This window comes from Ralstonia sp. SET104, assembly GCF_003851545.1.
In the GTDB taxonomy this organism is placed as follows: domain Bacteria; phylum Pseudomonadota; class Gammaproteobacteria; order Burkholderiales; family Burkholderiaceae; genus Ralstonia.
Genome location: NZ_BHVX01000003.1, coordinates 1 through 19,546, shown reverse-complemented (window position 1 = coordinate 19,546; position 19,546 = coordinate 1). Strand labels below are relative to the sequence as shown.

The 19,546-nt window shown below is 63.7% G+C and carries 20 protein-coding genes and 1 pseudogene; 8 read left to right on the top strand and 13 right to left on the bottom strand.

What is annotated here, in order from left to right; genetic code table 11:
• The first annotated feature begins 261 nt into the window (after positions 1 to 261).
• The 3 genes from ureE to ureG are packed head-to-tail and all read left to right on the top strand — an operon-like array spanning position 262 to position 2,187.
• A complete protein-coding gene (gene ureE / locus PSUB009319_RS04710; RefSeq protein ID WP_124381098.1) occupies positions 262 to 876 on the top strand; it encodes an urease accessory protein UreE in 615 nt (204 codons plus the stop codon).
• Positions 869 to 1,558: an urease accessory protein UreF gene (locus tag PSUB009319_RS04705; protein WP_124381382.1), complete on the top strand. Its 690-nt coding sequence runs from the start codon at positions 869 to 871 to the stop codon at positions 1,556 to 1,558. The genes ureE and PSUB009319_RS04705 overlap by 8 nt, the downstream gene beginning before the upstream one ends.
• Before the next feature lie 11 nt (positions 1,559 to 1,569).
• Positions 1,570 to 2,187 carry an urease accessory protein UreG gene (gene ureG / locus PSUB009319_RS04700; protein WP_124381097.1) on the top strand — a complete coding sequence of 206 codons (618 nt, stop codon included), beginning with the start codon at positions 1,570 to 1,572 and terminating at the stop codon, positions 2,185 to 2,187.
• A 125-nt stretch (positions 2,188 to 2,312) separates the two neighbouring features.
• Here the strand turns inward: ureG and PSUB009319_RS04695 are convergent, their stop codons facing one another.
• From PSUB009319_RS04695 to PSUB009319_RS04685, 3 genes are all read right to left on the bottom strand, one after another.
• Complete coding sequence (locus PSUB009319_RS04695; RefSeq protein WP_124381096.1) at positions 2,313 to 3,005, bottom strand: glutathione S-transferase N-terminal domain-containing protein; 693 nt, start codon at positions 3,003 to 3,005, stop codon at positions 2,313 to 2,315.
• Between the two features lie 175 nt (positions 3,006 to 3,180).
• The gene (locus PSUB009319_RS04690) at positions 3,181 to 4,440 is read right to left on the bottom strand and encodes an acyl-CoA dehydrogenase family protein (RefSeq protein ID WP_124381095.1); all 1,260 of its coding nucleotides are present in this window, start codon (positions 4,438 to 4,440) and stop codon (positions 3,181 to 3,183) included.
• 56 nt (positions 4,441 to 4,496) lie between these two features.
• Complete coding sequence (locus PSUB009319_RS04685) at positions 4,497 to 4,952, bottom strand: PaaI family thioesterase (RefSeq protein WP_124381094.1); 456 nt, start codon at positions 4,950 to 4,952, stop codon at positions 4,497 to 4,499.
• Positions 4,953 to 5,045: 93 nt separating this feature from the next.
• Between PSUB009319_RS04685 and PSUB009319_RS04680 the strand changes: the two genes are divergently transcribed.
• Together PSUB009319_RS04680 and PSUB009319_RS23135 are read left to right on the top strand one after the other, a co-directional pair.
• Entirely contained in the window at positions 5,046 to 5,993 is a 948-nt protein-coding gene (locus PSUB009319_RS04680; RefSeq protein ID WP_124381093.1) for a LysR family transcriptional regulator, read from the top strand.
• A gap of 45 nt (positions 5,994 to 6,038) precedes the next feature.
• Positions 6,039 to 6,212: pseudogene (locus PSUB009319_RS23135) on the top strand (glyoxalase); the annotation flags it as partial.
• A 30-nt stretch (positions 6,213 to 6,242) separates the two neighbouring features.
• On the opposite strand, the gene PSUB009319_RS04670 reads toward PSUB009319_RS23135, so the two are convergent.
• From PSUB009319_RS04670 to PSUB009319_RS04655, 4 genes are read right to left on the bottom strand one after another with little or no spacing between them, the layout of a single operon-like run.
• Complete coding sequence (locus tag PSUB009319_RS04670; RefSeq protein ID WP_124381092.1) at positions 6,243 to 7,331, bottom strand: phosphotransferase; 1,089 nt, start codon at positions 7,329 to 7,331, stop codon at positions 6,243 to 6,245.
• A 37-nt stretch (positions 7,332 to 7,368) separates the two neighbouring features.
• Positions 7,369 to 8,103, bottom strand: coding sequence for a histidine phosphatase family protein (locus PSUB009319_RS04665; protein ID WP_124381091.1), 735 nt, complete (start codon positions 8,101 to 8,103; stop codon positions 7,369 to 7,371).
• A 12-nt stretch (positions 8,104 to 8,115) separates the two neighbouring features.
• Positions 8,116 to 8,895, bottom strand: a complete 780-nt coding sequence (locus PSUB009319_RS04660; RefSeq protein WP_124381090.1) for an oxepin-CoA hydrolase, alternative type — start codon at positions 8,893 to 8,895, stop codon at positions 8,116 to 8,118.
• Between the two features lie 26 nt (positions 8,896 to 8,921).
• Positions 8,922 to 10,430, bottom strand: coding sequence for a 3-hydroxyacyl-CoA dehydrogenase (locus tag PSUB009319_RS04655; protein WP_124381089.1), 1,509 nt, complete (start codon positions 10,428 to 10,430; stop codon positions 8,922 to 8,924).
• A 109-nt stretch (positions 10,431 to 10,539) separates the two neighbouring features.
• Here PSUB009319_RS04655 and PSUB009319_RS04650 point away from each other — a divergent pair, with 109 nt between their 5' ends.
• Positions 10,540 to 11,193 (top strand): glutathione S-transferase, encoded by a 654-nt coding sequence (locus PSUB009319_RS04650; RefSeq protein ID WP_124381088.1) that lies wholly within the window; start codon positions 10,540 to 10,542, stop codon positions 11,191 to 11,193.
• A gap of 14 nt (positions 11,194 to 11,207) precedes the next feature.
• Here the strand turns inward: PSUB009319_RS04650 and PSUB009319_RS04645 are convergent, their stop codons facing one another.
• On the bottom strand, positions 11,208 to 12,392 hold the full coding sequence (locus PSUB009319_RS04645; RefSeq protein WP_124381087.1) for a pyridoxal phosphate-dependent aminotransferase: 1,185 nt from the start codon (positions 12,390 to 12,392) through the stop codon (positions 11,208 to 11,210).
• 12 nt (positions 12,393 to 12,404) lie between these two features.
• Complete coding sequence (locus PSUB009319_RS04640) at positions 12,405 to 12,938, bottom strand: putative toxin-antitoxin system toxin component, PIN family (protein WP_124381086.1); 534 nt, start codon at positions 12,936 to 12,938, stop codon at positions 12,405 to 12,407.
• A 37-nt stretch (positions 12,939 to 12,975) separates the two neighbouring features.
• Here PSUB009319_RS04640 and yaaA point away from each other — a divergent pair, with 37 nt between their 5' ends.
• Both yaaA and PSUB009319_RS04630 read left to right on the top strand, forming a co-directional pair.
• Positions 12,976 to 13,749 (top strand): peroxide stress protein YaaA, encoded by a 774-nt coding sequence (yaaA, locus tag PSUB009319_RS04635; protein ID WP_124381085.1) that lies wholly within the window; start codon positions 12,976 to 12,978, stop codon positions 13,747 to 13,749.
• A 38-nt stretch (positions 13,750 to 13,787) separates the two neighbouring features.
• Positions 13,788 to 14,933 (top strand): M14-type cytosolic carboxypeptidase, encoded by a 1,146-nt coding sequence (locus PSUB009319_RS04630; protein ID WP_124381084.1) that lies wholly within the window; start codon positions 13,788 to 13,790, stop codon positions 14,931 to 14,933.
• Positions 14,934 to 14,973: 40 nt separating this feature from the next.
• Here PSUB009319_RS04630 and PSUB009319_RS04625 read toward each other — a convergent pair whose 3' ends face one another.
• From PSUB009319_RS04625 to PSUB009319_RS04610, 4 genes are all read right to left on the bottom strand, one after another.
• Complete coding sequence (locus PSUB009319_RS04625) at positions 14,974 to 15,798, bottom strand: BspC domain-containing protein (protein WP_124381083.1); 825 nt, start codon at positions 15,796 to 15,798, stop codon at positions 14,974 to 14,976.
• Between the two features lie 158 nt (positions 15,799 to 15,956).
• Complete coding sequence (locus PSUB009319_RS04620) at positions 15,957 to 17,552, bottom strand: ABC transporter substrate-binding protein (protein ID WP_124381082.1); 1,596 nt, start codon at positions 17,550 to 17,552, stop codon at positions 15,957 to 15,959.
• Positions 17,553 to 17,728: 176 nt separating this feature from the next.
• On the bottom strand, positions 17,729 to 18,940 hold the full coding sequence (locus PSUB009319_RS04615) for a DUF2863 family protein (protein ID WP_124381081.1): 1,212 nt from the start codon (positions 18,938 to 18,940) through the stop codon (positions 17,729 to 17,731).
• Positions 18,941 to 19,037: 97 nt separating this feature from the next.
• A complete protein-coding gene (locus tag PSUB009319_RS04610) occupies positions 19,038 to 19,319 on the bottom strand; it encodes a hypothetical protein (RefSeq protein WP_124381080.1) in 282 nt (93 codons plus the stop codon).
• Positions 19,320 to 19,546: the final 227 nt, after the last annotated feature.

The following is a 19,546-nucleotide window of genomic DNA, read 5'->3' as shown; positions in this document are numbered from 1 at the left end:
TTTGTGGTTCATCCCCGGCAGCGGCTGAAACCAGCGATGGACCAACAAGGTCAGGTTCGCAACCCGAAGTTCGGAGTCCGGAACGCCACGTTTGGAGTCCGGAACGCCACGTTTGGAGTCCAGAACTCGATGTTTGTGGTTCAGAACAGCGCCCTGTAGGGTTCAGAACCTGACACTCAAAGTCCTGAACCCCACGGTTCAAGTTCAGCAGTTGAAGTACGTGAAGTACGTGAAGTACGAATAGGTTCATAGGTCCCGGCGATGCTTTCGATCAACAAACACCTCCCCACACCGCATGGCCTGGCCTCCGTGCTGGTCAAACGCGCCCCCAAGCTGGTGCTGCCTTTCCTGGAGCGCAGCCGCAGCCGCTTGCGTGCCATGCTCGATGATGGCCGCGAGGTGGCCGTCGTGCTGCCGCGCGGTACCGTCATGCGTGGCGGTGATGTGCTCGTCGCTGAAGACGGCACGCTAGTGGAGGTACAGGCTGCGCCCGAGCAGGTGCTGCGCGTGACCAGCGACAACCGCCTCGCCCTGATGCGCGCCGCGTATCACCTCGGCAATCGCCACACGCCCGTGCAGGTGAGCGCCGATGCGCTGCAGCTCGAAGCCGATCCGGTGCTCGAAGACATGCTGGTGCGTCTGGGCGTGACCATTGCACATGTAGACGCGCCGTTCGAGCCCGAGGCCGGTGCTTACGGCGGCGGCCATCGTCATGGCCACGACGCGACGTTCAAAGTGGACTACGCCGTAGCGCAGGCGCTGTACACCGAGCATCACGGGCACGACCACAGTCACTCGCACGACCACGGACACGACCACGGACACGGACATGTACAGGGCCCCGGCTGCGGCCATCACCACCATCACCATGACTAGCGTGGCCCAACTGACCGCTTTGCTGCACCTGGCATCCCCGGCATTGCCGGTGGGTGCGTTCAGCTATTCGCAGGGGCTGGAGACGGCGGTGGAAGTGCGGGACGTGTTGGATGAGGTGTCCGCCGCGAAGTGGATTGCCGAAGGCCTCGACGTGCTCGCCGCGTGCGAGGCGCCGCTGTGGCTGCTGCAATTCGCCGACTGGCAGGCTGGCCGCTTCGATGCGGTGGCCGAGCGCGATGCGTGGTTCCTTGCCACGCGCGAAACGCGCGAGCTGCGGTTGGAGACTTCGCAGATGGGCTGGTCGCTCAATCGCCTGATCCAGCAGATGGGGTGGGGCGACGATGCATGGCGTGCGGCGCTGTCGGCACGCGCCTCGGTAACGTTTCCGACGGCATTTGCGGCGGCCGCTGCTGCACTGAACGTTGACCCGCACGATGGCCTGACGGCGTACTGCTTTGCGTGGGTGGAAAACCAGATGGCCGCCGCAGTGAAGGCAGTACCACTGGGGCAAGCAGCAGGGCAGCGCATTCTCTTTGGCCTGCATCCGGCGGTGGCGCGTGCGGTGGATGAAGCGTCGCGGCGCGCGGCGTGTCATCCGCCCGAGCTGTCGACGTTTTCACCGGGGCTGGGTGTGCTGTCGGCCCGGCACGAGACGCAATACTCAAGACTCTTTAGATCCTGAATCCGATCATCATGCGTACCAAGAAACTTCCTGCCCTGCGCGTTGGCGTGGGGGGCCCGGTGGGCTCCGGCAAGACCACGTTGCTGGAGATGCTCTGCAAGGCCATGCGCGAGCGCTACGACCTCGTGGCGATTACCAACGACATCTACACCAAGGAAGATCAGCGCTTGCTGACCATCTCCGGTGCGCTGCCGGCCGAACGCATCATGGGGGTGGAGACCGGTGGCTGCCCGCACACCGCCATCCGTGAAGATGCGTCGATCAACCTGGAAGCGGTGGACCGCATGCTGAACAAGTTTCCGGATGCCGATGTCGTCTTCATCGAGTCAGGCGGCGACAACCTTGCGGCGACGTTCAGCCCGGAGCTGTCGGACCTGACGATCTACGTGATCGACGTGGCGGGCGGCGAGAAGATTCCGCGCAAGGGTGGGCCAGGCATCACCAAATCGGATCTGCTCATCATCAACAAGACCGACTTGGCGCCGTACGTGGGCGCATCGCTGGACGTGATGGAAAGCGACACGCGCAAGATGCGCGGCGACCGGCCATTTGTGATGTGCAACCTGAAGGCGCAGGGCGGGCTGGATGAAGTGGTGAGGTTTATTGAAAGGCAGGGGCTGCTGGTTTGATGTTGGCGGTCCGCCTCGGTTTCGGCCCATTGCCGGACGAAACCGAGGATGGATCAGCCAAAAGGGCTGCCCTAAAAAAAGCAGCCCTCAGAAAAGCAGCCCTTCTCGCCGCGCTTGGCGCTCAATCAGCGCCGCTGATATTGCGTTGCGCCGAACAGGATCTCCTTCGCCTTGTCGTCTTGCAGCGGCTGGCGATCCTTGGCCAGCACCTTCACCGCGCGCTGCACGGCGGGGCGTTCTTCAATGGCTTCAAACCAGCGCTGCAGCTTGGGGTAATCCGACAGCTCAATCCCTTGGTTCTTCCAGCTGCGCAGCCACGGCCACGTGGCGATGTCGGCAATGGAGTAATCCGGGCCGCCAAGAAACTTCGATTCCGTCAGGCGCTTGTCGATCACGCCATACAGCCGCTTGGCCTCGTTGGTGTAACGGTTGACCGCATAGTCAATCTTCTCCGGCGCATAGATGCGGAAGTGGTGCGCCTGGCCGAGCATCGGGCCAACGCCGCCCATCTGGAACATCAGCCACTGCAGCACTTCGTACTTGCCGCGCACGTCTTCGGGGATGAACTTGCCGGTCTTGCCGGCGAGGTAGAGCAGGATCGCGCCCGACTCGAACAGCGAGATGGGTTTGCCGTCGGGGCCATCTTGATCGACGATCGCCGGGATCTTGTTGTTCGGGCTGATCTTGAGGAAGTCGGGCTTGAACTGGTCTCCTGCGCCGATGTTGATGCCGTGAACGCGGTAAGGCAGGTCGCATTCCTCCAGCATGATGTGCACTTTGTGCCCGTTGGGCGTGGCCCAGCTATAGACGTCGATCATCGCGTTGGCTCCTTGACTTCTGGCGGGGGAAGAGACGCGCAGGCCACCAGCAGCCTGCAAAAGTGTTCCATTCCAGCACAGAACCGGAAAACGCGCAGACGGGTGGGCACAGGCAAAAAAATCCCCGCTCAAGGCGGGGTTAAGGAGTGAACGGTACGGCTGGAGTTGTCTGTCGTTATGCGCCGCGCGTGACCGGCATGTCGACCACGTCCTTCAGGTGCAGATGCTTGGCCAGTTCCAGCTTGGCGATGGCCGCGCGGTGCACTTCGTCCGGGCCGTCGGCCAGGCGCAGCGTGCGCTGGTGCGCGTAGGCCGAGGCCAGCGGGAAATCGCCAGACACGCCGCCGCCGCCGTGCGCCTGGATCGCCCAATCGACGATCTGGCAGGCGATGTTCGGGGCCACGACCTTGATCATTGCGATCTCGGCCTTGGCGACCTTGTTGCCGACGGTGTCCATCATGTACGCGGCCTTGAGCGTGAGCAGGCGGGCCTGCTCGATCATGCAGCGCGCTTCGGCAATGCGCTCGTGCCACACGCTGTGCTGGGCGATGGCCTTGCCGAACGCGATGCGCGACGACAGGCGCTTGCACATCAGCTCCAGCGCGCGTTCTGCCACGCCGATGCTGCGCATGCAGTGGTGAATACGGCCCGGGCCCAGGCGGCCCTGAGCGATCTCGAAGCCGCGGCCTTCACCCAGCAGGATGTTGCCTGCTGGCACGCGCACGTTCTTCAGGTCGACTTCCATATGGCCGTGCGGGGCGTCGTCATAGCCGAACACCGACAGCGGACGCATGACGGTAATGCCCGGCGCGTTGGCCGGCACCACGATCATCGACTGCTGCTCATGGCGGCCTGCGTCCGGGTTGGTCTTGCCCATGACGATGTAGACGGCGCAGCGCGGGTCGCCTGCGCCGGAGGACCACCACTTGCGGCCGTTGATGACGTACTCATCGCCCTGGCGTTCGATGCGGCATTCGATGTTGGTGGCGTCTGACGAGGCGACGGCCGGCTCGGTCATCAGGAAGGCGGAGCGGATCTCACCGCGCAGCAGGGGTTCGAGCCAGCGGTCTTTCAGTTCTTCCGACGCGTAGCGTTCCAGCGTCTCCATGTTGCCGGTGTCGGGCGCCGAGCAGTTGAACACTTCCGGCGCCCAGGGCACGCGACCCATGATCTCGCACAGCGGCGCGTATTCCAGGTTCGACAGACCCTCCGGCGCGCGCGGCGAGCGCGGCAGGAACAGGTTCCATAGCCCGGCCTTGCGCGCCAGCGGCTTGAGTTCTTCGATGACCTTGGTCGGAATCCAGGCATTGCCCGCGCGGCGGTTCGCTTCGACTTCTTCGTGGAAGCGATGCTCGTTCGGGTAGATGTGCTGGTCGAAGAATTCAAGCAGGCGGGCCTGCATTTCCTTGACCTTGGGCGTGTAGTCGAAATTCATGGTGTCTCCTCAGTACATCGAACAAGCGTCTCGAACGGGTAATCCATCAACTCAGTTCAGGCAGTCTCGGCGATTCGCCCGCCAAGCACGGCAAACACTGCACTTGCGCGCGCGATCAACCGGTCGCCACGGTGGAACAGGGCTTGCGCAAAGGCCAGTTTGCTGCCGGTGCGCAATCCGTGCGGGGTGATCTCGATCCAGTCGCCTTCTCCGGCAGAGGCGATGAAATCCACAGTGAGGCTGGCAGTGGACATGGCCAGTACGCCTTCGTTGCTGTCGCCACTGGCAGGCTCTGCCAGGCAATAGCCCAGCGCTGCATCGGCCAGCGAAGCCACCACGCCGCCGTGCAAGATGCCGCGCCGGTTCAGGTGGTGAGGCCCCACGTGAAAACCCATCACCATCGACGCGCCCATCCCATGTGCATACACCGGCCCCAGCATCGTCAGGAAGGGGCTCGGCTTGTTCAGCAATACGAAGCCTGCGGGTACGGAGAGATCGGTGGCTGTGGTCATGGCGCGTGGCGCAACTCACAAGTGGTGTCGGCAGAATAAGCCTTCGCCTACAATAAGAGAAATGAATTTCGTGGATTGCGGTACATCAATATCATGCATATATCCCGGGTCGACCTGAACCTGTTTGTCGTCTTCGATGCCATCTATACAGAAGGCGGGATCACAGCGGCCGCACGGACGCTCAACCTGACGCAGCCGGCCGTCAGCCATGCGCTGGGGCGGCTGCGCGAGTTGTTTGACGACCCGCTGTTCGAGCGGCGCGGGCAGGGCATGGTGCCGACGCCGCTGGCGCGCACGCTCATCGCGGAGGTGCGCACGGCGCTGCAAGGCTTCGAGCGCACCTTGCGTGAGGGCACGCGCTTCGACCCTGCCGCGAGTGAGCGCCGCTTCACGCTGTCGATGCGCGATGCATTGGAAGCAACGCTGCTGCCGCCGCTCATGGCGGCCATCGCCAAGGAAGCGCCGCGCATCGACGTAACCACCGTGCGCGGAGACCGCCGCCAACTCGAAGCCGAACTGCTGGCGGGCACCATCGACGCGGCGGCGGACATTCTGCTGCCGGCGTCGCCGGCGATCCGGCATGCGCCACTGCTGACCGATCCGATGGTGGTGCTGGCGCGCCCCGGCCACCCCATCGCGCACGAACCGCTGACACTGGAGCGCTACCTCGCGTGCGAGCACGTGCATGTGTCGTCCCGGCGTCGGGGCGCGGGGCTGGAGGACGTGGAACTGCGTCGCCTCGGACACGAGCGGCGCGTGCGGCTACGCTGCCAACACTACCCGGCGGCCTGCCGCGTGGTGAGCTGCACCGATCTGCTCGCGACGCTACCGATCCGGTACGCGCGCATCGCCAACGAGCCGTATGGCAACGTGCTGCTGCCACTGCCGTTCAGGGTGTCGCCGCTGGAGCTGTACCTGTACTGGCACACCAACAGTGACCAGGATGCCGCCAGCCGCTGGCTGCGCGATCACGTATTCGCCGCCATGGCAGAGGTGGCCCTGGACGACGCTGTTGCAGCATTTGCCGACGGGAATGGATAGCGCGCGCTGAACTGTGCAAAACGCGCAGCGAGAAAATCCGCCAGCAAAGCTGCGGCCGATGTGCTGGCTGCCGTGGGTGATAGCGGTATCCCGCATCAGGTAAGAAAACACCCCGCGCGGCCTGCCGCACAGATCTTCGTGCAGTTGCCGGGCGGGGTGGTGCTGGAGCTGGAGCTGGAAGCGCCGCTGTCCTGTCCGCTGGAGGCGGCGTGCGAGTACGAGTCAGCCGCTACTGAGCGGGGCGCAACGTCACGCGCCGGCCTGCTGGGCGTACTTCCAGCCGAGTTCAGCCATCGGGCGGGCGCGCTTGCCCGCTTCCAGCGCTTGCGCTGAAGACGCCGTGCCGTCCACCACGCGCTTCATGATCCCCTGCAGGATGCCGGCAATGCGGAACATGTTGTAGGCGAGGTAGAAGTTCCAGTCGCCGGTGATGCGGCGGCCGGTGCGCTCTTCATACTGGCGGATGTACTCGGCTTCCGACGGAATGCCCAGCGCTGCGAAGTCCAGCCCTGCCACGCCGCGGAACTGCCCCGGCTCGATGTGCCAGCTCATGCAGTGATAGCTGAAGTCGGCCAGCGGGTGGCCCAGCGTGGAAAGCTCCCAATCCAGGATGGCCAGTACGCGCGGCTCGGTCGGGTGGAAGATCAGGTTGTCGAGCCGGTAGTCGCCGTGGACGATGCTGGTGATCTCTTCTGCTTCCTGCGGCACGTGCTTGGGCAGCCATTCGATCAGGTTGTCCATGGCCGGAATCGACTCCGTTTCCGACAGCTTGTATTGCTTGCTCCAGCGCTCGATCTGGCGTGCGAAGTAGTTGCCGGGCTTGCCGTAGTCGGCCAGGCCGATGGCGGCATAGTCCACCGTGTGCAGCGTCGAGATGACACGGTTCATCTCGTCGTAGATCGCGGTGCGCTCGGCCGGCTCCATGCCGGGCAATGCCTGGTCCCACAGCACGCGGCCCTGCACGAACTCCATGATGTAGAAGGCGCGGCCGATGACGGCTTCGTCTTCGCACAGTGCAACCATTTTTGCGACGGGCACATCGGTCTTGGCGAGTGCATCCATCACGCGGTACTCGCGCTCGATGGCGTGCGCGGAGGGCAGCAGCTTCGCCTTCGGCCCGGGCTTGGCGCGCATCACGTAAGTCTGCGTTGGCGTGATCAGCTTGAAGGTCGGGTTCGACTGGCCGCCCTTGAATTGCTCAACGGTGAGCGGGCCGGCAAAGCCGTCGATGTGCGTGCGCATCCACGCTTGCAGCGCATTGACGTCGAATTTCTGTTGCTCCGCCACTGGGCGCGTCCCTTCAAAGGCCGAGAAATCCTGCTGCTCCGTCTGTGCCATGGGTGTGTCTCCGAATCTTGTTGTGTGTTTGGAAAAGTCAGGCAGCCGGCTGGCGATGTTGAAGGTATTGCTGCAGCAGCACCTCCATTGTCGTCAGCCGCGAGCCGAAATGCGTAGGCGAGGGCGCCGAGAAATTGCTCATGCGCAGCACCCAGTCGGTCGGGGCGTCACCCACGTCGAGCACGTTGATGCAGCCGGCGGTCTGCGCGAGGTTGCCGAAGAACACGCGCTCGCCGCCAGTGATGGCGTGCGAGAGAATCGCGCGGTTGGTGCCGCCGTGCAGCACCAGCAGTACGGTGTCCCAGTTGGGCTGCGCGCGCAGTTGGACGATGGCCGGGATCACGCGGTCGAGAAACTCGCCGATGCTCTCGCCGTTCAGGAAGCGCCGGTCTTCCGGCACCGTGCCTTCAAACGCGCCGATAAAGGCCTGCGCTACTTTGTGCTCGGGAATTTCTGCCAGCTTGCCGCCACGGATCTCCTGCAGTTCGGGCCATTGGTCGAGCGTAATGCCGCGTTCCTGCATAGCGGGCATTTCGGCCAGCACGCGTTGAGCGGTCTCCACCGTGCGTGGCAGCCCGCTGACGATCACCCGATCGAAGACGACGTTTTCTGCCGCAAAGATCTGGCCGGCCGCGGTTGCCTGCCTGCGGCCTTCTTCGTTGAGCGGCACCGTTTCGGGCACCACGGGTCGGCCGGTTTCATCGAAGTACGTCACGGCGCCATGACGCATCAGATAAACGCGCCGGCGCTTGGGTGTCGGGAAGGGAACCATGCGAACGTGTGATTAGCGGTATTGGGGTTTGCGCTTTTGCAGGAAGGCGGAGATGCCTTCGTTGCCATCAGCGTGATGCAGCGCTTCGACAAAGCTGTGCTGCTCGGCCTTGAGGTGATCGTGCAGTGAAGCGTCTTCTGCGTTGGCGATCAGGCCCTTGATGCGGCCCACCGCATGCGGCGATTGCGCGGCGAGTTTTTCTGCCAACGCCAGCGCGTGGTCCAATGCCTCGCCGGGTTTGACGACCTCGTTGATCAGACCGAAATGCGCCAGCCGTTCTGCCCCGACGGGCTTGCCTAGCATGATGATTTCGCTCGCCAGCGGGCGTGGCAGGAAGCGCGCGATGTGCCACGAGCCGCCGCCGTCCGGCGTCAATGCCACGTTCACATACGCCATCACGAACTTCGCATCCGACGCGGCAATCGCAAAGTCGCACGCCAGCACCAGCGAGAAGCCCGCACCTGCCGCGGGGCCTTCCACTGCCGCAATCACCGGCTTGGGAAACGTGCGGATCGTTTCGATCCAATGGTTGAGCGCGTCGATGCCGTCTTCCTGCACGCTCTTCGGTTTGCTGCGATTTTCCAGCAGGCGGTTCAGGTTGCCGCCCGCGCAGAACGCGTTGCCGGCACCGGTGAAGATGATGGCGCGGATCTCGTTGTCGTTGGCGGCACGGTCCAGAGCTTCCATCGACGAGGTGTACATCACTGGATCCAGCGCGTTGCGTGCGTCGGGGTTGGACAGCGTGAGCACCAGCGTGGAGCCGATGCGTTTCGAGAGCAGTTGTGCAGTCATGGCGGCCTCGTGTGGGTGGGCGGCAATCAGGCGTCGAGCGTCAATAGCGACATGCCCAGACGGGCACGACGCAGCAGCCACGGGCTCGGACGATAACGCGGGTCGCCGTAGAGCGTGTAGAGGTTTTGCAGCACTTCGAGCACGGCGTTGGCGCCCAGCGTATCGCCCAGCGCCAGCGGCCCCTGCGGATAGCCCAAGCCCAGCGTGACGGCGAGGTCAATGTCGGTTGGTGTGGCGATGCGTTGTTGCGCGATGTCGCACGCAATGTTGACGATGCACGCGACGATGCGCTGCGCAACGAAGCCGCCCGAATCGCGGATCACCGTCACCGGCACGCCGTCAGAAGCGAGTAAGCCATGTGCGGCATCGCGGTAGGCCGGGTCGGTGGCGGGCGTGGTCATCAGCGTGCGGCGCTTGGTGGCGGCAAACGGGTAGAGCGTGTCGAGCGCCACGGTGCGGCGCGCATCCAGCCCCTCAGCCGCAACGCACGCAGTGGCATCCAAGCCGCGTGGCGTCACGATGATCAGCGCGTTGGCTGGCGGTTTGGAGCCCGCTTCCGGCGTGATACCCAGATCGAGCAACAGACGTTGCGCGGCGGCGTGGCCGGCTTCATGCGCGCGGCTGATCCACACAGATGATGGGCGCGCGGTCGGCACGGATGGTTCGGCGCGGACCTCCTTCTGCCCATCGGGGTAGCGGTAGAACCCTTCGCCCGTCTTGCGGCCGAGAATGCCGCCGGCAAAGCGCACCGCCGTGATCTGTGAAGGGCGATAGCGCGGCTCGTCATAGAACTGGCGATAGACCGATTCCATGACCGGGTGCGAGACATCCAGCCCCGTCAGGTCCATCAGCTCGAACGGGCCCATGCGAAAGCCCGCTTGCTCGCGCATGATGGCGTCCACATCGGCAAACGCGGCCACGCTTTCCTGGGCGACGCGCAAGCCTTCGGTGTTCATGCCGCGCCCGGCGTGGTTGACGATGAAGCCCGGCATGTCGATGCAGCGCACGGCGGTGTGGCCCATGCGCTTGGCGAGTGCGGCCAGGGCATCGCCGGTGGCAGGCGCGCTGCGCAGGCCGTCGATCACCTCGACCACCTTCATCAGCGGCACCGGGTTAAAGAAGTGGAAGCCCGCCACCCGCTCTGGGTGCTTGCATGCTGCTGCGATGGAAGTGATCGAGAGCGACGAGGTATTCGACGCCAGGATCGCATCCGCGCCGACGATGTCCTCAAGCTGACGGAAGAGCTCGCGCTTGACGTCCAGCTTCTCAACGATGGCTTCGATCACGAGATCGCAGTCGGCCAGGTCGGTGAGGGCGCTGGCCGGAATCAACCGAGCGATTGTGGCGTTGGCGTCATCCGCCGTGAGCTTGCCTTTGGCGGCCAGCTTGGTCAGCGTGTCGCCCAGTGCCGCGCGCGCCGCTTCCACGGCTTGCGCGTTGGCGTCAAACAGCTTGACCCGCAAACCGGCCTGGGCCGAGATTTGCGCAATGCCACGCCCCATGGCGCCGGTACCCACTATCCCGATAGTCTGCATATGAATTCCACTGCGATGGAAAAAAGTCTGGCTAAAATAGCACGAGCGTGCGATTTCTGGCATCCGCACCGACCATAACGGACGGCCAAATTACCAAGGAGACGGGTTCATGCTGACGCTATACGGTTTTTCTGCGAGCAACTACTACAACAAGGTCAAGCTCGCGCTGATGGAGAAGGGGATTGCATTCGAGGAATCGCTGCGCTGGCCCGACCAGACCGACGGCGAGGTTTCGCCGTTGCACAAGGTGCCATATCTGGTGGGTGAGGACGGCGGGATGTGCGAATCGCAGGTCATCATCGATTACCTGGAGGCGCGCTACCCGCAGCATCCGCTGATTCCGGCTGATCCGTTTCAGGCCGCGAAGGTGCGCGAAGTGGTGACGTTCCTGGAGCTGCACTTGGAACTGGTCGCGCGTCAGCTGTTTCCCGAGGCGTTCTTTGGCGGAAAGATCAGCGACAACCTGAAGGCGAAAACGCGCGAGCAACTGCAGAAGAACGTTCCGGCTGCGGCCAAGTTGTTCAAGTTCTCGCCTTACGTGGCGGGCGATACGTTCACCATTGCGGATTGCGCGGCCATCGTGCACTTCCCGCTGGTCAGTTCGGCCACCAAGATCATCTACGGTGAAGACCTGCTGGCGCAGGTCGAGGGCGTCAAGCCTTACCTGGCCAAGATGGCCGAGAACCCCAACGTGCAGAAGATGCGCGCGGACAGCAAGGCGAACCTGGAGCAGATGCTGGCGCACTACGCCAGCAAGCGTTGATCGGCTGCTCCGCTTTACACCTTCGACAAACGCTCCAGCGCAAGTTGGAGCGTTTCGTCTTTCTTGGCGAAGCAAAAGCGCACCACCCCCGATTCGTGCGGCTGCGAATAGAACGCTGACACGGGGATCGCCGCCACGCCGATCTCGCTCGTCAGCCACTTGGCGAACTCGGCCTCGGGCAGATCGGAGACGGCGCTGTAGTCCACACACTGGAAGTACGTGCCCTGGCACGGCAGCAGTTTGAAGCGGGTCTTCTCCAGCCCCGCGCGGAACAGGTCGCGCTTGTGCTGGTAGAACGCAGGCAGGTCCAGATACGGGCGCGGATCGGCCATGTAGTTTGCCAGCCCATGCTGCATCGGCGTGTTGACCGTGAACACGTTGAACTGGTGCACCTTGCGGAACTCCGTCGTCAGTGCTGCAGGTGCGGCCACATAGCCGACCTTCCAGCCCGTCACGTGATACGTCTTGCCGAAGCTCGACACCACGAAGGCGCGGCGTGCCAGTTCCGGGATGCGCGCAACCGATGCGTGCGGTACGCCGTCGTACACCATGTGCTCGTACACCTCGTCGGAGAGCAGCAGCACGTTAGTGGGCGCGAGGATCTCGGCCAGCTTCTGCATGTCGCTCGCATGCCAGACCGTGCCGGTCGGGTTGTGCGGTGTGTTGAGCATGATCAGGCGCGTGCGCGGCGTGATGGCGGCGGCCAGCGTGTCGAACGGGATGCGGAAGTCCGGCGCGTTCAGCGTGATCGGCACGACTTTGCCGCCGGCCAGCTCGATTGACGGAATGTAGCTGTCGTACGTCGGCTCGAAGACGATCACTTCGTCGCCCGGATGCACGCAGCACAGCACAGCCGTCAGCAGCGCCTGCGTGGCCCCGGCGGTGATGGTGATTTCGCGGTCGGCGTCGTATGTATGGCCGTACAGATTGGCAACCTTCGCCGCGATGGCATGGCGCAGAGCGGGCACGCCCGTCATCGGCGGGTATTGGTTCAGGCCCGCGCGCATCGCATCGGACACCGCATCGACGATGCGCGGGTCGCAGTCGAAATCCGGAAAACCCTGGCCCAGGTTGACGGCCTGCTTTTCCACGGCCAGCGCCGACATTACGGTGAAGATGGTGGTGCCGACGTTGGGCAGCCGCGAGGGCGGCGCAGCGATGGGCGCGAGCGATTCAGCGGAGAAAGCAGCAGTGGTCATGACAAGACGGCTTCAAGCCTGATGTTGGATTGCAGCAAGGGAAGCGATCTCCAACTGGACCTGTGCAACAAACTGCTTGGGTGGCAGCACCGCCACGTCGCAATACTTGGCCATGCGGCGCTTGAGCTTGAGCACGGCGCGGTCCTTGGAGACGAGATACGCAACGCCGGCGGCATCGGCCAGCGCGAGGAATTTCTGGTCGTCGCGGTCCTTGCAGCGCGGGACGAACGTTTCACCTTGCGTGCGGGCCGCCGGTGTTGTTTCCGCCGGGTCGGCCACCGAGCGGGTCACGCGATCGACCCAGGCAAGGGCAGCTTGCACATCGACGGCGTAGCGGGCGAATTGCGGATAGTCGAGCACGCGGCGCAGTTCTTCGCGGCATGCAGGGCTGATGATGGCGTCCAGCCGGCCGGCTTCCAGCGCCGCGCGAATCGGGCGCGCAACGGCGTCGTCAAAGATGAGGATGTCGACCCAGATGTTGGAATCCAGCACCACGCGCGGGACCGGCGCCTGGGTGGAGTGGGCGAGGGCGGCAGCGTCTGCCATTCGATACAATTCCAGACTTGTGAACCGCGATTCTGACATGATCATCGTCCTCTCGCCGGCCAAGTCGCTCGACTACGACACACCGCCGCGCACCAAGACCCACACGCTGCCCGATTTCATCGCGCGCTCTGCAGAACTTATTGAAGTGCTTCGCAAGCTGTCGCCGGCCCAGATCGGCACGCTGATGAAGATTTCCGATCCATTAGCGGTGCTCAACGCCACCCGCTACGGGGACTGGTCTGCCGAATTCACCGCCGACAACAGCAAGCAGGCCGCGCTGGCCTTTGATGGTGATGTCTACGGCGGACTCGATGCCAATTCGCTGTCGGCCGAGGATCTGCAATTCGCGCAAAAGCATCTGCGCATTCTGTCGGGCCTGTACGGCGTGCTGCGGCCGCTTGACTGGATGCAGCCGTATCGCCTGGAAATGGGCACGCGCCTGGCCAATCCGCACGGCAAGGATCTCTACGCCTTCTGGGGCGATGATGTGACGCTTGCGCTCAACAAGCTCTTCAATCAGGCGGATGACCCCATGCTCGTTAACCTCGCATCGGAAGAGTATTTCAAGGTGGTGCGGCCCAAGGTGCTCAAGGCGCGCATCGTCACGCCGGTCTTCGAGGATTGGAAGAACGGTCAGTACAAGATCATCTCGTTCTACGCTAAACGCGCGCGCGGGTTGATGGCGCGTTACGCGATCGAGCATCGCATCGCCGATCCGCGCAAGCTCAAGGCGTTCGATGTTGACGGTTACGCGTTTGCCGCCGCCGATTCCGATGACGAGCGCTGGGTCTTCCGCCGCAAGTCCACCTGAATTCCGCTGTCTCCATGTACCGACAGGAAGGACACGATATGACTGCCACTCAACTGCACATTTCCAGCTCGTTTGACAGCGGCGCCATCGAGATCATCGATGCTGCACGCGCCGATGCCATCCGCCTGCGCATTCGCCGCGATTCGCACGCCGACTTCATGCAGTGGTTCCACTTCCGCCTGCAGGGCGCGCAGGGCCAAGCCTGCAAGCTGGCCCTGGAAAACGCGGGCGAATGCACCTACGCCGCAGGCTGGAAGGATTACCACGCCGTCGCCTCGTATGACCGCGAGCACTGGTTCCGCGTGCCGACGCGCTATGACGGCAAGACGATGACCATCGAGCTGACGCCCGAGCACGACAGCATCTGGTTTGCGTATTTCGAGCCGTATTCGGATGAGCGGCATCTCTCGTTGGTGGCCGCCGCGCAAACCAGGCCTGGTGTGCGCACGCAGCGGCTCGGCAGCACGGTGCAGGGCCGCGACATGACGCGCATCATTGTCGGCGAGCCCGGCCCGGGCAAGAAGAACGTGTGGATCATCGCGCGCCAGCATCCGGGCGAGACGATGGCCGAGTGGTTTGTGGAAGGCTTGCTCGCGCGCCTGACCCGTCAGGGTGTCTGGGGCGGCGATCCCGTTGGCCGCGTACTCGCCGAGCGTGCTGTCTTTCACATCGTGCCGAACATGAACCCAGACGGCTCGTCGCTCGGCAACCTGCGCACCAACGCTGCGGGCGCCAACCTGAACCGTGAGTGGATGGAGCCCGACGCCCAGCGCAGCCCCGAAGTGCTGTGCGTGCGTCAGGCCATCGAGCAGACCGGTGTCGACCTGTTCTTCGACATCCACGGCGACGAGGCGCTGCCGTATGTGTTCGTGGCGGGCAGTGAGATGCTGCCGGGCTTCACCGATGCGCAGCGTGCTGATCAGGACCGTTTTGTCGCAGCCTTCCTGCGCGCATCATCCGATTTCCAGACGCGATACGGCTACGAGGCCAGCAAGTACAACGAAGACGCGCTCAAGCTCGCCTCGAAGTACATCGGCCACACGTATGGTTGCTTGTCATTGACGCTGGAAATGCCGTTCAAGGACAACGCCGACCTGCCCGACGCACGCGTGGGGTGGGACGGCGCCCGCAGCGCCGCATTGGGTGCGGCCATGCTGCAGGCGATCCTGGAGTATCTCGGCTGAAGACAAGCGCTGCGCCGCCTGTGTGGGCGGCGCGCTGCGCTTAGTTGGAGGATGACTTCTTCGTCGTCTTCTTGGCGGTGGATTTGCTGGCCGTTGTCGACTTTGCTTTCGCCGTGCCGCTGCTCTTGGCGGCCTTGCCCGCGGACTTTGTCGAGGCCTTGCCCTTGGCGGTGCTCTTGCCGCGCACAGCGGAGGTCGTGCAGCGATGGCCGCGGCGGCAATGCGTGCGCGCTGTCGACGACGGCGCTGCGGCCGGCGCAGCGAACGGCTGGCCATTGGCGTCGAGCAGCTCGTACGCCAGCATCATGCCTTCGTCATAGCCGCAGCGCACGCGCACCGGCTCCCATTGGTCGTTGCCCGTGCCGCGCTTGTGCACAGCGGCATTGAAGCTGATCACGCTCGATACCTTGATCGCGCCTTGCTTGCTCGACGAGAAGCGCGAGTCCCACGGCTCGACTTTGGCCTGGTCGTTGGACAGCGCGCCGGTCGGCAGGCGGAACTGATCGAAATTGGTCGAGCGCGGAATGATCCAGCTTGCATGCGCGGCACAGTCGGCCACGTCGGGGCGGGCACCTTCCGATTGAATCAGGCGGTCACGGGTCTGCGCACGGTACTCGGACAAGCTCATCTTGTCCTTGGACGGCAGGTTGACCGTGGTGGTGCCGCTGCTATCGGTCGAGCCGAAGACGATGGGCGGCGTGGTCGGAACGGGCTGGATGGCCGGCTTGGTTTGCGCGGAGTTGGTCGGCGTGGCGTTGGTGGCCTGGGCCGACAGGGCCGACGTATTGGTCGGTTCAGTCTGCAGGTTGGAGCAGGCGGCCAGCAAAGCGAAGACGCCGAGACAGAGTAGTTTGGGTCGCAACATCACGAGTATTACAGGGTGTCGGCGTGGAAATCGCCATGATAGAGGAAAGCCCGCGCTGAAAGTTCCTGCTAGTTACCCCAATGCGCCCCCGATGCGGCACATCTGGTGATTTTGCTGTAACAGCGCGTTACGGCATGGTGTTCGTTATGCAGTGATCCTCATTGCTTGGTGAACAACCAGGCGAGTGACCATTCGTCGGTACGCGCCTCGTAGCGGATGCCCTTGCGCATTGCCCACGTGGCGAGCTGATGGTGCGACGGGATGATCGCGTAGTCCTGCTGCGCAAAACGCGCGGCGTTCTTGGCAGCCAGCTCGTGTGCCTGTTCGCTCGAGACGGTCGACAGCGACGTCTGCACCAGCTTGTCCAGTTCCGGATTGCTGTAGCGGCCCCAGTTCCAGGAGCCATAGCCGGTTTGCGCGTTGGGTGTGCCAAGAATGCTGCGCAGCGCCACATCTGCCGCCACCGAGCCCCAGCCGAGCATCATGAACGAGAACTCGCCCTGACGCGCGCGCGAGAAATATGCCGCCACCGGCAACGTTTCCACCTTGGTCTGGATGCCGATGCGCGTGAGCAGTTGCGCGGTGGTCTGCGCGACCTGCGCGTCGTTCAGGTAACGGTTGTTGGTGGCATGCAGCGTGAGCCCAAAGCCGTTCGGATAGCCGGCCTCGGCAAGCAGTTTCTTGGCGCGATCGGGGTCGTACGCGATCGGCTTGCCGCCTGGGTGCCCAAAGATCTGCGGCGACACGATGCTCGATGCCACCACGCCCTGGCCCTCGAGCACGCGGCTGACGATGGCATCGCGGTTGATGGCCAGCGCAACCGCTTCACGCACGCGATGATCCTTGAGCGGGTTCTTGGCCAGCGGCTTGCCGGCCTTGTCTGTCACAAACGGTGACACATCGCGGCTCTGGTCCATCTGCCAGAAAATTGTGCGCCACGACACCTGCTGTTCAAGGTGGAACTTGGGGTCCTGCTTGATGCGCGGCACATCGGCGGCGGGCACGGCCTCGACGACATCCACATCGCCCGAGAGCAGGGCGGCTGTACGTGCGGCATTGTCAGTGATGATCTTGAAGGTGACTTTGTCCCACTGCGAGGCGTGCGACGGGCGGCCCCAGTAGTTCGGGTTCTTCTTCAGCACGATTTCCTGCCCGCGCGTGAAGTGGTCGAATAGGAACGGGCCCGTGCCAATCATCGCGCGGCCTGCATCAAAGTCCGCCTGCGTTGCATTGGCCACCTTCTTCGGGATGATGGGCAGGCTGTTCAGGTCGTTCGGGATGCTCGCGTAGTTCGGGATCGACACCTTGAGCCGCACTGTGAGCGGATCGACGATCTGCACGTCGGTAATCGACTTGGTGTAGCTCGTGAACGGGCCGGGGCTGTTGGTCAAGCGGGCAGGCCGCTCGATCGAGGCCTTTACGTCTTCGCCGGTGAACGGTGTGCCGTCGCTCCACTTCACGTTGGGGCGGAGCTTGATCTCCCACGTGTTGGCGTCGATGGCTTTCCACGAGGTAGCCAGGCCCGGCGTGTAGCGGCCGTTTTTGTCGAGAAAGACCAGCGACTCAAAGATGTGCAGCGCCATCGCATTGTTGGGGCCGGCGTTGTTCCATTGCGGGTCCATCGACGTGACGTCAGCGGACAGGCCGATGCGAAGGTCGTCGGCCAGCGCGGCCAGTGGCGCCGCGGCCGCCGCCGCCAGCGCGCATGCGGCGAGGTTGCGGATCAAGGCGCGAAGCAGGGGGCGGGTTGTCATCGGGAGGCTCCTGGGGTTCGGGCGGTGATGCTCTGTGGCGAGAGGGTGTCATTGTGCCGCAGCCGGGTTTGCCGCGCGTGTCGCAAATCGACAATCGATATGAACACGCGTTGTAGGCGGTTCTGGCGCAACAAAAAAAGCCACCCGAAGGTGGCTTTGGTGCTGTGCGGCACGAGTCAGTGGAACAGCGGCTGCTGTGTCGGCGCGTCTTCGGGCATCTCTGCGTGAACGATGTCGGCAGAGCGATCGGCATAGAGCGGGGCGCCGCAGTCTTCGCAGTACTCCGGCTCGAAGAGTTGGCCGTGGCGGAAGATGTCCTCAATGCCACAGGCGCGCAGTTCGTCGCAGATCTGTTCCAGCGGGCTGCCGGGCTCGCCCTCGGCGGTGACATCCGTGGCGCCACCGTCGCGGCCATATACGGGCCAGACGATGCCGTAGATGAGGTCTTTTTCGCCGCGCACCGTGAAGGCTACGCGGTATTCCTCGATCTGCTCTTCGCCGAATGCGCCGATGATGGCGCCGAAGCGGTTGGCCGGCATGTCCAGCGCGCCCTGCAGATAGTTGACGGCAGCACGCACCGTCAGCGGGCGGATCTGCTTGTCGGACTCGCGGCAGGACAGAAAGAAGGCATCCGGCAGCAGCAGGTCGAACTCGCAGCCGGGCATCAGCGTTGAGATGGTCGGCGTGACCTGCTCGCGCCATTGCTCCAGGCAGGCAGAGCGCTCGGCGTGGTGCTCCTTGGCGTCTTGCTGCCAGCGGAACAGCGGCTGGCCGTGCTGCGCCACGACGACGGCCACCAGGTAGCGCGGATCAGCCAGGATGGGTGCTGTTTCCGGCATGTCGCGCAATTCGACCTTGGCCTGTTGGCCGGACAGCGCATAGGCGGCCAGCTTGTGTGTGAGCGCGAAGGTATCGGAATGCGTGCGTGGCAGCTGATCGATGCTGTACAGGTAAGGCGCCAGCGCCACGCGGGCGTTGGAGGCCATCACGTGCGCCTGCAGGTGTACCTGCAGCGTTTGCGCCATCTCTGGCTTGATCGCACCCGACGGGATCATGTAGCGGGTATGCGCCAGGATCGGCGCTGCGATCAGCAGCGCGTCATATTCGATGCCACCCGAGCTAAGGATGGCCGATTCGGCCAGTGTTTCGGCCTGTTCGGCCAGCACGTCGGAGGCTTCCTCGTTGTGCTTGAAAAGATGGTCTAGCGCGGCGTCGAGCGCGGTCTGGCTGCCGTTCTTGAGCAGCCGGGAAAGACGTTCGGACAGCCTTTGTTCCCAATAGACGTCTTCGATGCGGCTGCCCGATGCATCGAGCGCCAGCGCATCGGCCACCAGCCGTTCTGCATCGGGGGAAAGACGTTGGGGAGCCTTGGAGCGAAATCCTGCCATGCTGTGCCGTACCGGTCGTTGGAACAATGAAGGGGCATTATTTTACCCTTGTACGCCGCTGCGCGACGCCCGCTGCGAAATCCTTAGGGCGAAAATGTCAAGGCTTGGCCACGGGCGCCGATGCTTCGGCTGCCACGCTGCTCGCGGCGACGGGTGCAGAAGCCGCCGTGGGTTTTGATGCAGTCGGTGTGCTGGCCGGTGCGGCGTGCGTCTCGGCAGCCGGTGCGGACGCGGCCAACGGCGGAGGAGGCGGCACGGGAGCCGCTGCTACGGCGGGCGCTGCGGGGGCCGGGGGCTGGGCGTCGGTCTGCGGTGCCTTGACCAGAATGTAAAACACGGCAGCCGCCACGACGATGAAGGCAAGTACCACTTGGGCCATGGGTGCGGGACTCCAGCAATGAAACCATCAGGCGATGGCGGACGTCGATCTCGCCACTAGAAACGGGGGCGAACACATCACGCGGCCTATTCGGCACACTGTACCAAAGCCTGCCCGCCGATTGGGGCATCGTCACCTTGTTTGATTCGGCAGGCAATAAAAAAGGTTCTTCGAACAATTCCGTGGGCCTGAATTGCCACATTCCGTATGCTGACGCCGACTAGGAC

Bases quoted from the DNA above. Each gene is read 5' to 3' on its own strand.
- PSUB009319_RS04660 (WP_124381090.1), bottom strand. From the start codon at position 8,895: ATGACTGCACAACTGCTCTCGAAACGCATCGGCTCCACGCTGGTGCTC.
- PSUB009319_RS04670 (WP_124381092.1), bottom strand. From the start codon at position 7,331: ATGGCACAGACGGAGCAGCAGGATTTCTCGGCCTTTGAAGGGACGCGC.
- PSUB009319_RS04650 (WP_124381088.1), top strand. From the start codon at position 10,540: ATGCTGACGCTATACGGTTTTTCTGCGAGCAACTACTACAACAAGGTC.
- PSUB009319_RS04610 (WP_124381080.1), bottom strand. From the start codon at position 19,319: ATGGCCCAAGTGGTACTTGCCTTCATCGTCGTGGCGGCTGCCGTGTTT.
- PSUB009319_RS04615 (WP_124381081.1), bottom strand. From the start codon at position 18,940: ATGGCAGGATTTCGCTCCAAGGCTCCCCAACGTCTTTCCCCCGATGCA.
- ureG (WP_124381097.1), top strand. From the start codon at position 1,570: ATGCGTACCAAGAAACTTCCTGCCCTGCGCGTTGGCGTGGGGGGCCCG.
- yaaA (WP_124381085.1), top strand. From the start codon at position 12,976: ATGATCATCGTCCTCTCGCCGGCCAAGTCGCTCGACTACGACACACCG.
- PSUB009319_RS04645 (WP_124381087.1), bottom strand. From the start codon at position 12,392: ATGACCACTGCTGCTTTCTCCGCTGAATCGCTCGCGCCCATCGCTGCG.
- PSUB009319_RS04680 (WP_124381093.1), top strand. From the start codon at position 5,046: ATGCATATATCCCGGGTCGACCTGAACCTGTTTGTCGTCTTCGATGCC.
- PSUB009319_RS04705 (WP_124381382.1), top strand. From the start codon at position 869: ATGACTAGCGTGGCCCAACTGACCGCTTTGCTGCACCTGGCATCCCCG.
- PSUB009319_RS04695 (WP_124381096.1), bottom strand. From the start codon at position 3,005: ATGATCGACGTCTATAGCTGGGCCACGCCCAACGGGCACAAAGTGCAC.
- ureE (WP_124381098.1), top strand. From the start codon at position 262: ATGCTTTCGATCAACAAACACCTCCCCACACCGCATGGCCTGGCCTCC.
- PSUB009319_RS04665 (WP_124381091.1), bottom strand. From the start codon at position 8,103: ATGGTTCCCTTCCCGACACCCAAGCGCCGGCGCGTTTATCTGATGCGT.
- PSUB009319_RS04630 (WP_124381084.1), top strand. From the start codon at position 13,788: ATGACTGCCACTCAACTGCACATTTCCAGCTCGTTTGACAGCGGCGCC.
- PSUB009319_RS04625 (WP_124381083.1), bottom strand. From the start codon at position 15,798: ATGTTGCGACCCAAACTACTCTGTCTCGGCGTCTTCGCTTTGCTGGCC.
- PSUB009319_RS04655 (WP_124381089.1), bottom strand. From the start codon at position 10,430: ATGCAGACTATCGGGATAGTGGGTACCGGCGCCATGGGGCGTGGCATT.
- PSUB009319_RS04620 (WP_124381082.1), bottom strand. From the start codon at position 17,552: ATGACAACCCGCCCCCTGCTTCGCGCCTTGATCCGCAACCTCGCCGCA.
- PSUB009319_RS04640 (WP_124381086.1), bottom strand. From the start codon at position 12,938: ATGGCAGACGCTGCCGCCCTCGCCCACTCCACCCAGGCGCCGGTCCCG.
- PSUB009319_RS04690 (WP_124381095.1), bottom strand. From the start codon at position 4,440: ATGAATTTCGACTACACGCCCAAGGTCAAGGAAATGCAGGCCCGCCTG.
- PSUB009319_RS04685 (WP_124381094.1), bottom strand. From the start codon at position 4,952: ATGACCACAGCCACCGATCTCTCCGTACCCGCAGGCTTCGTATTGCTG.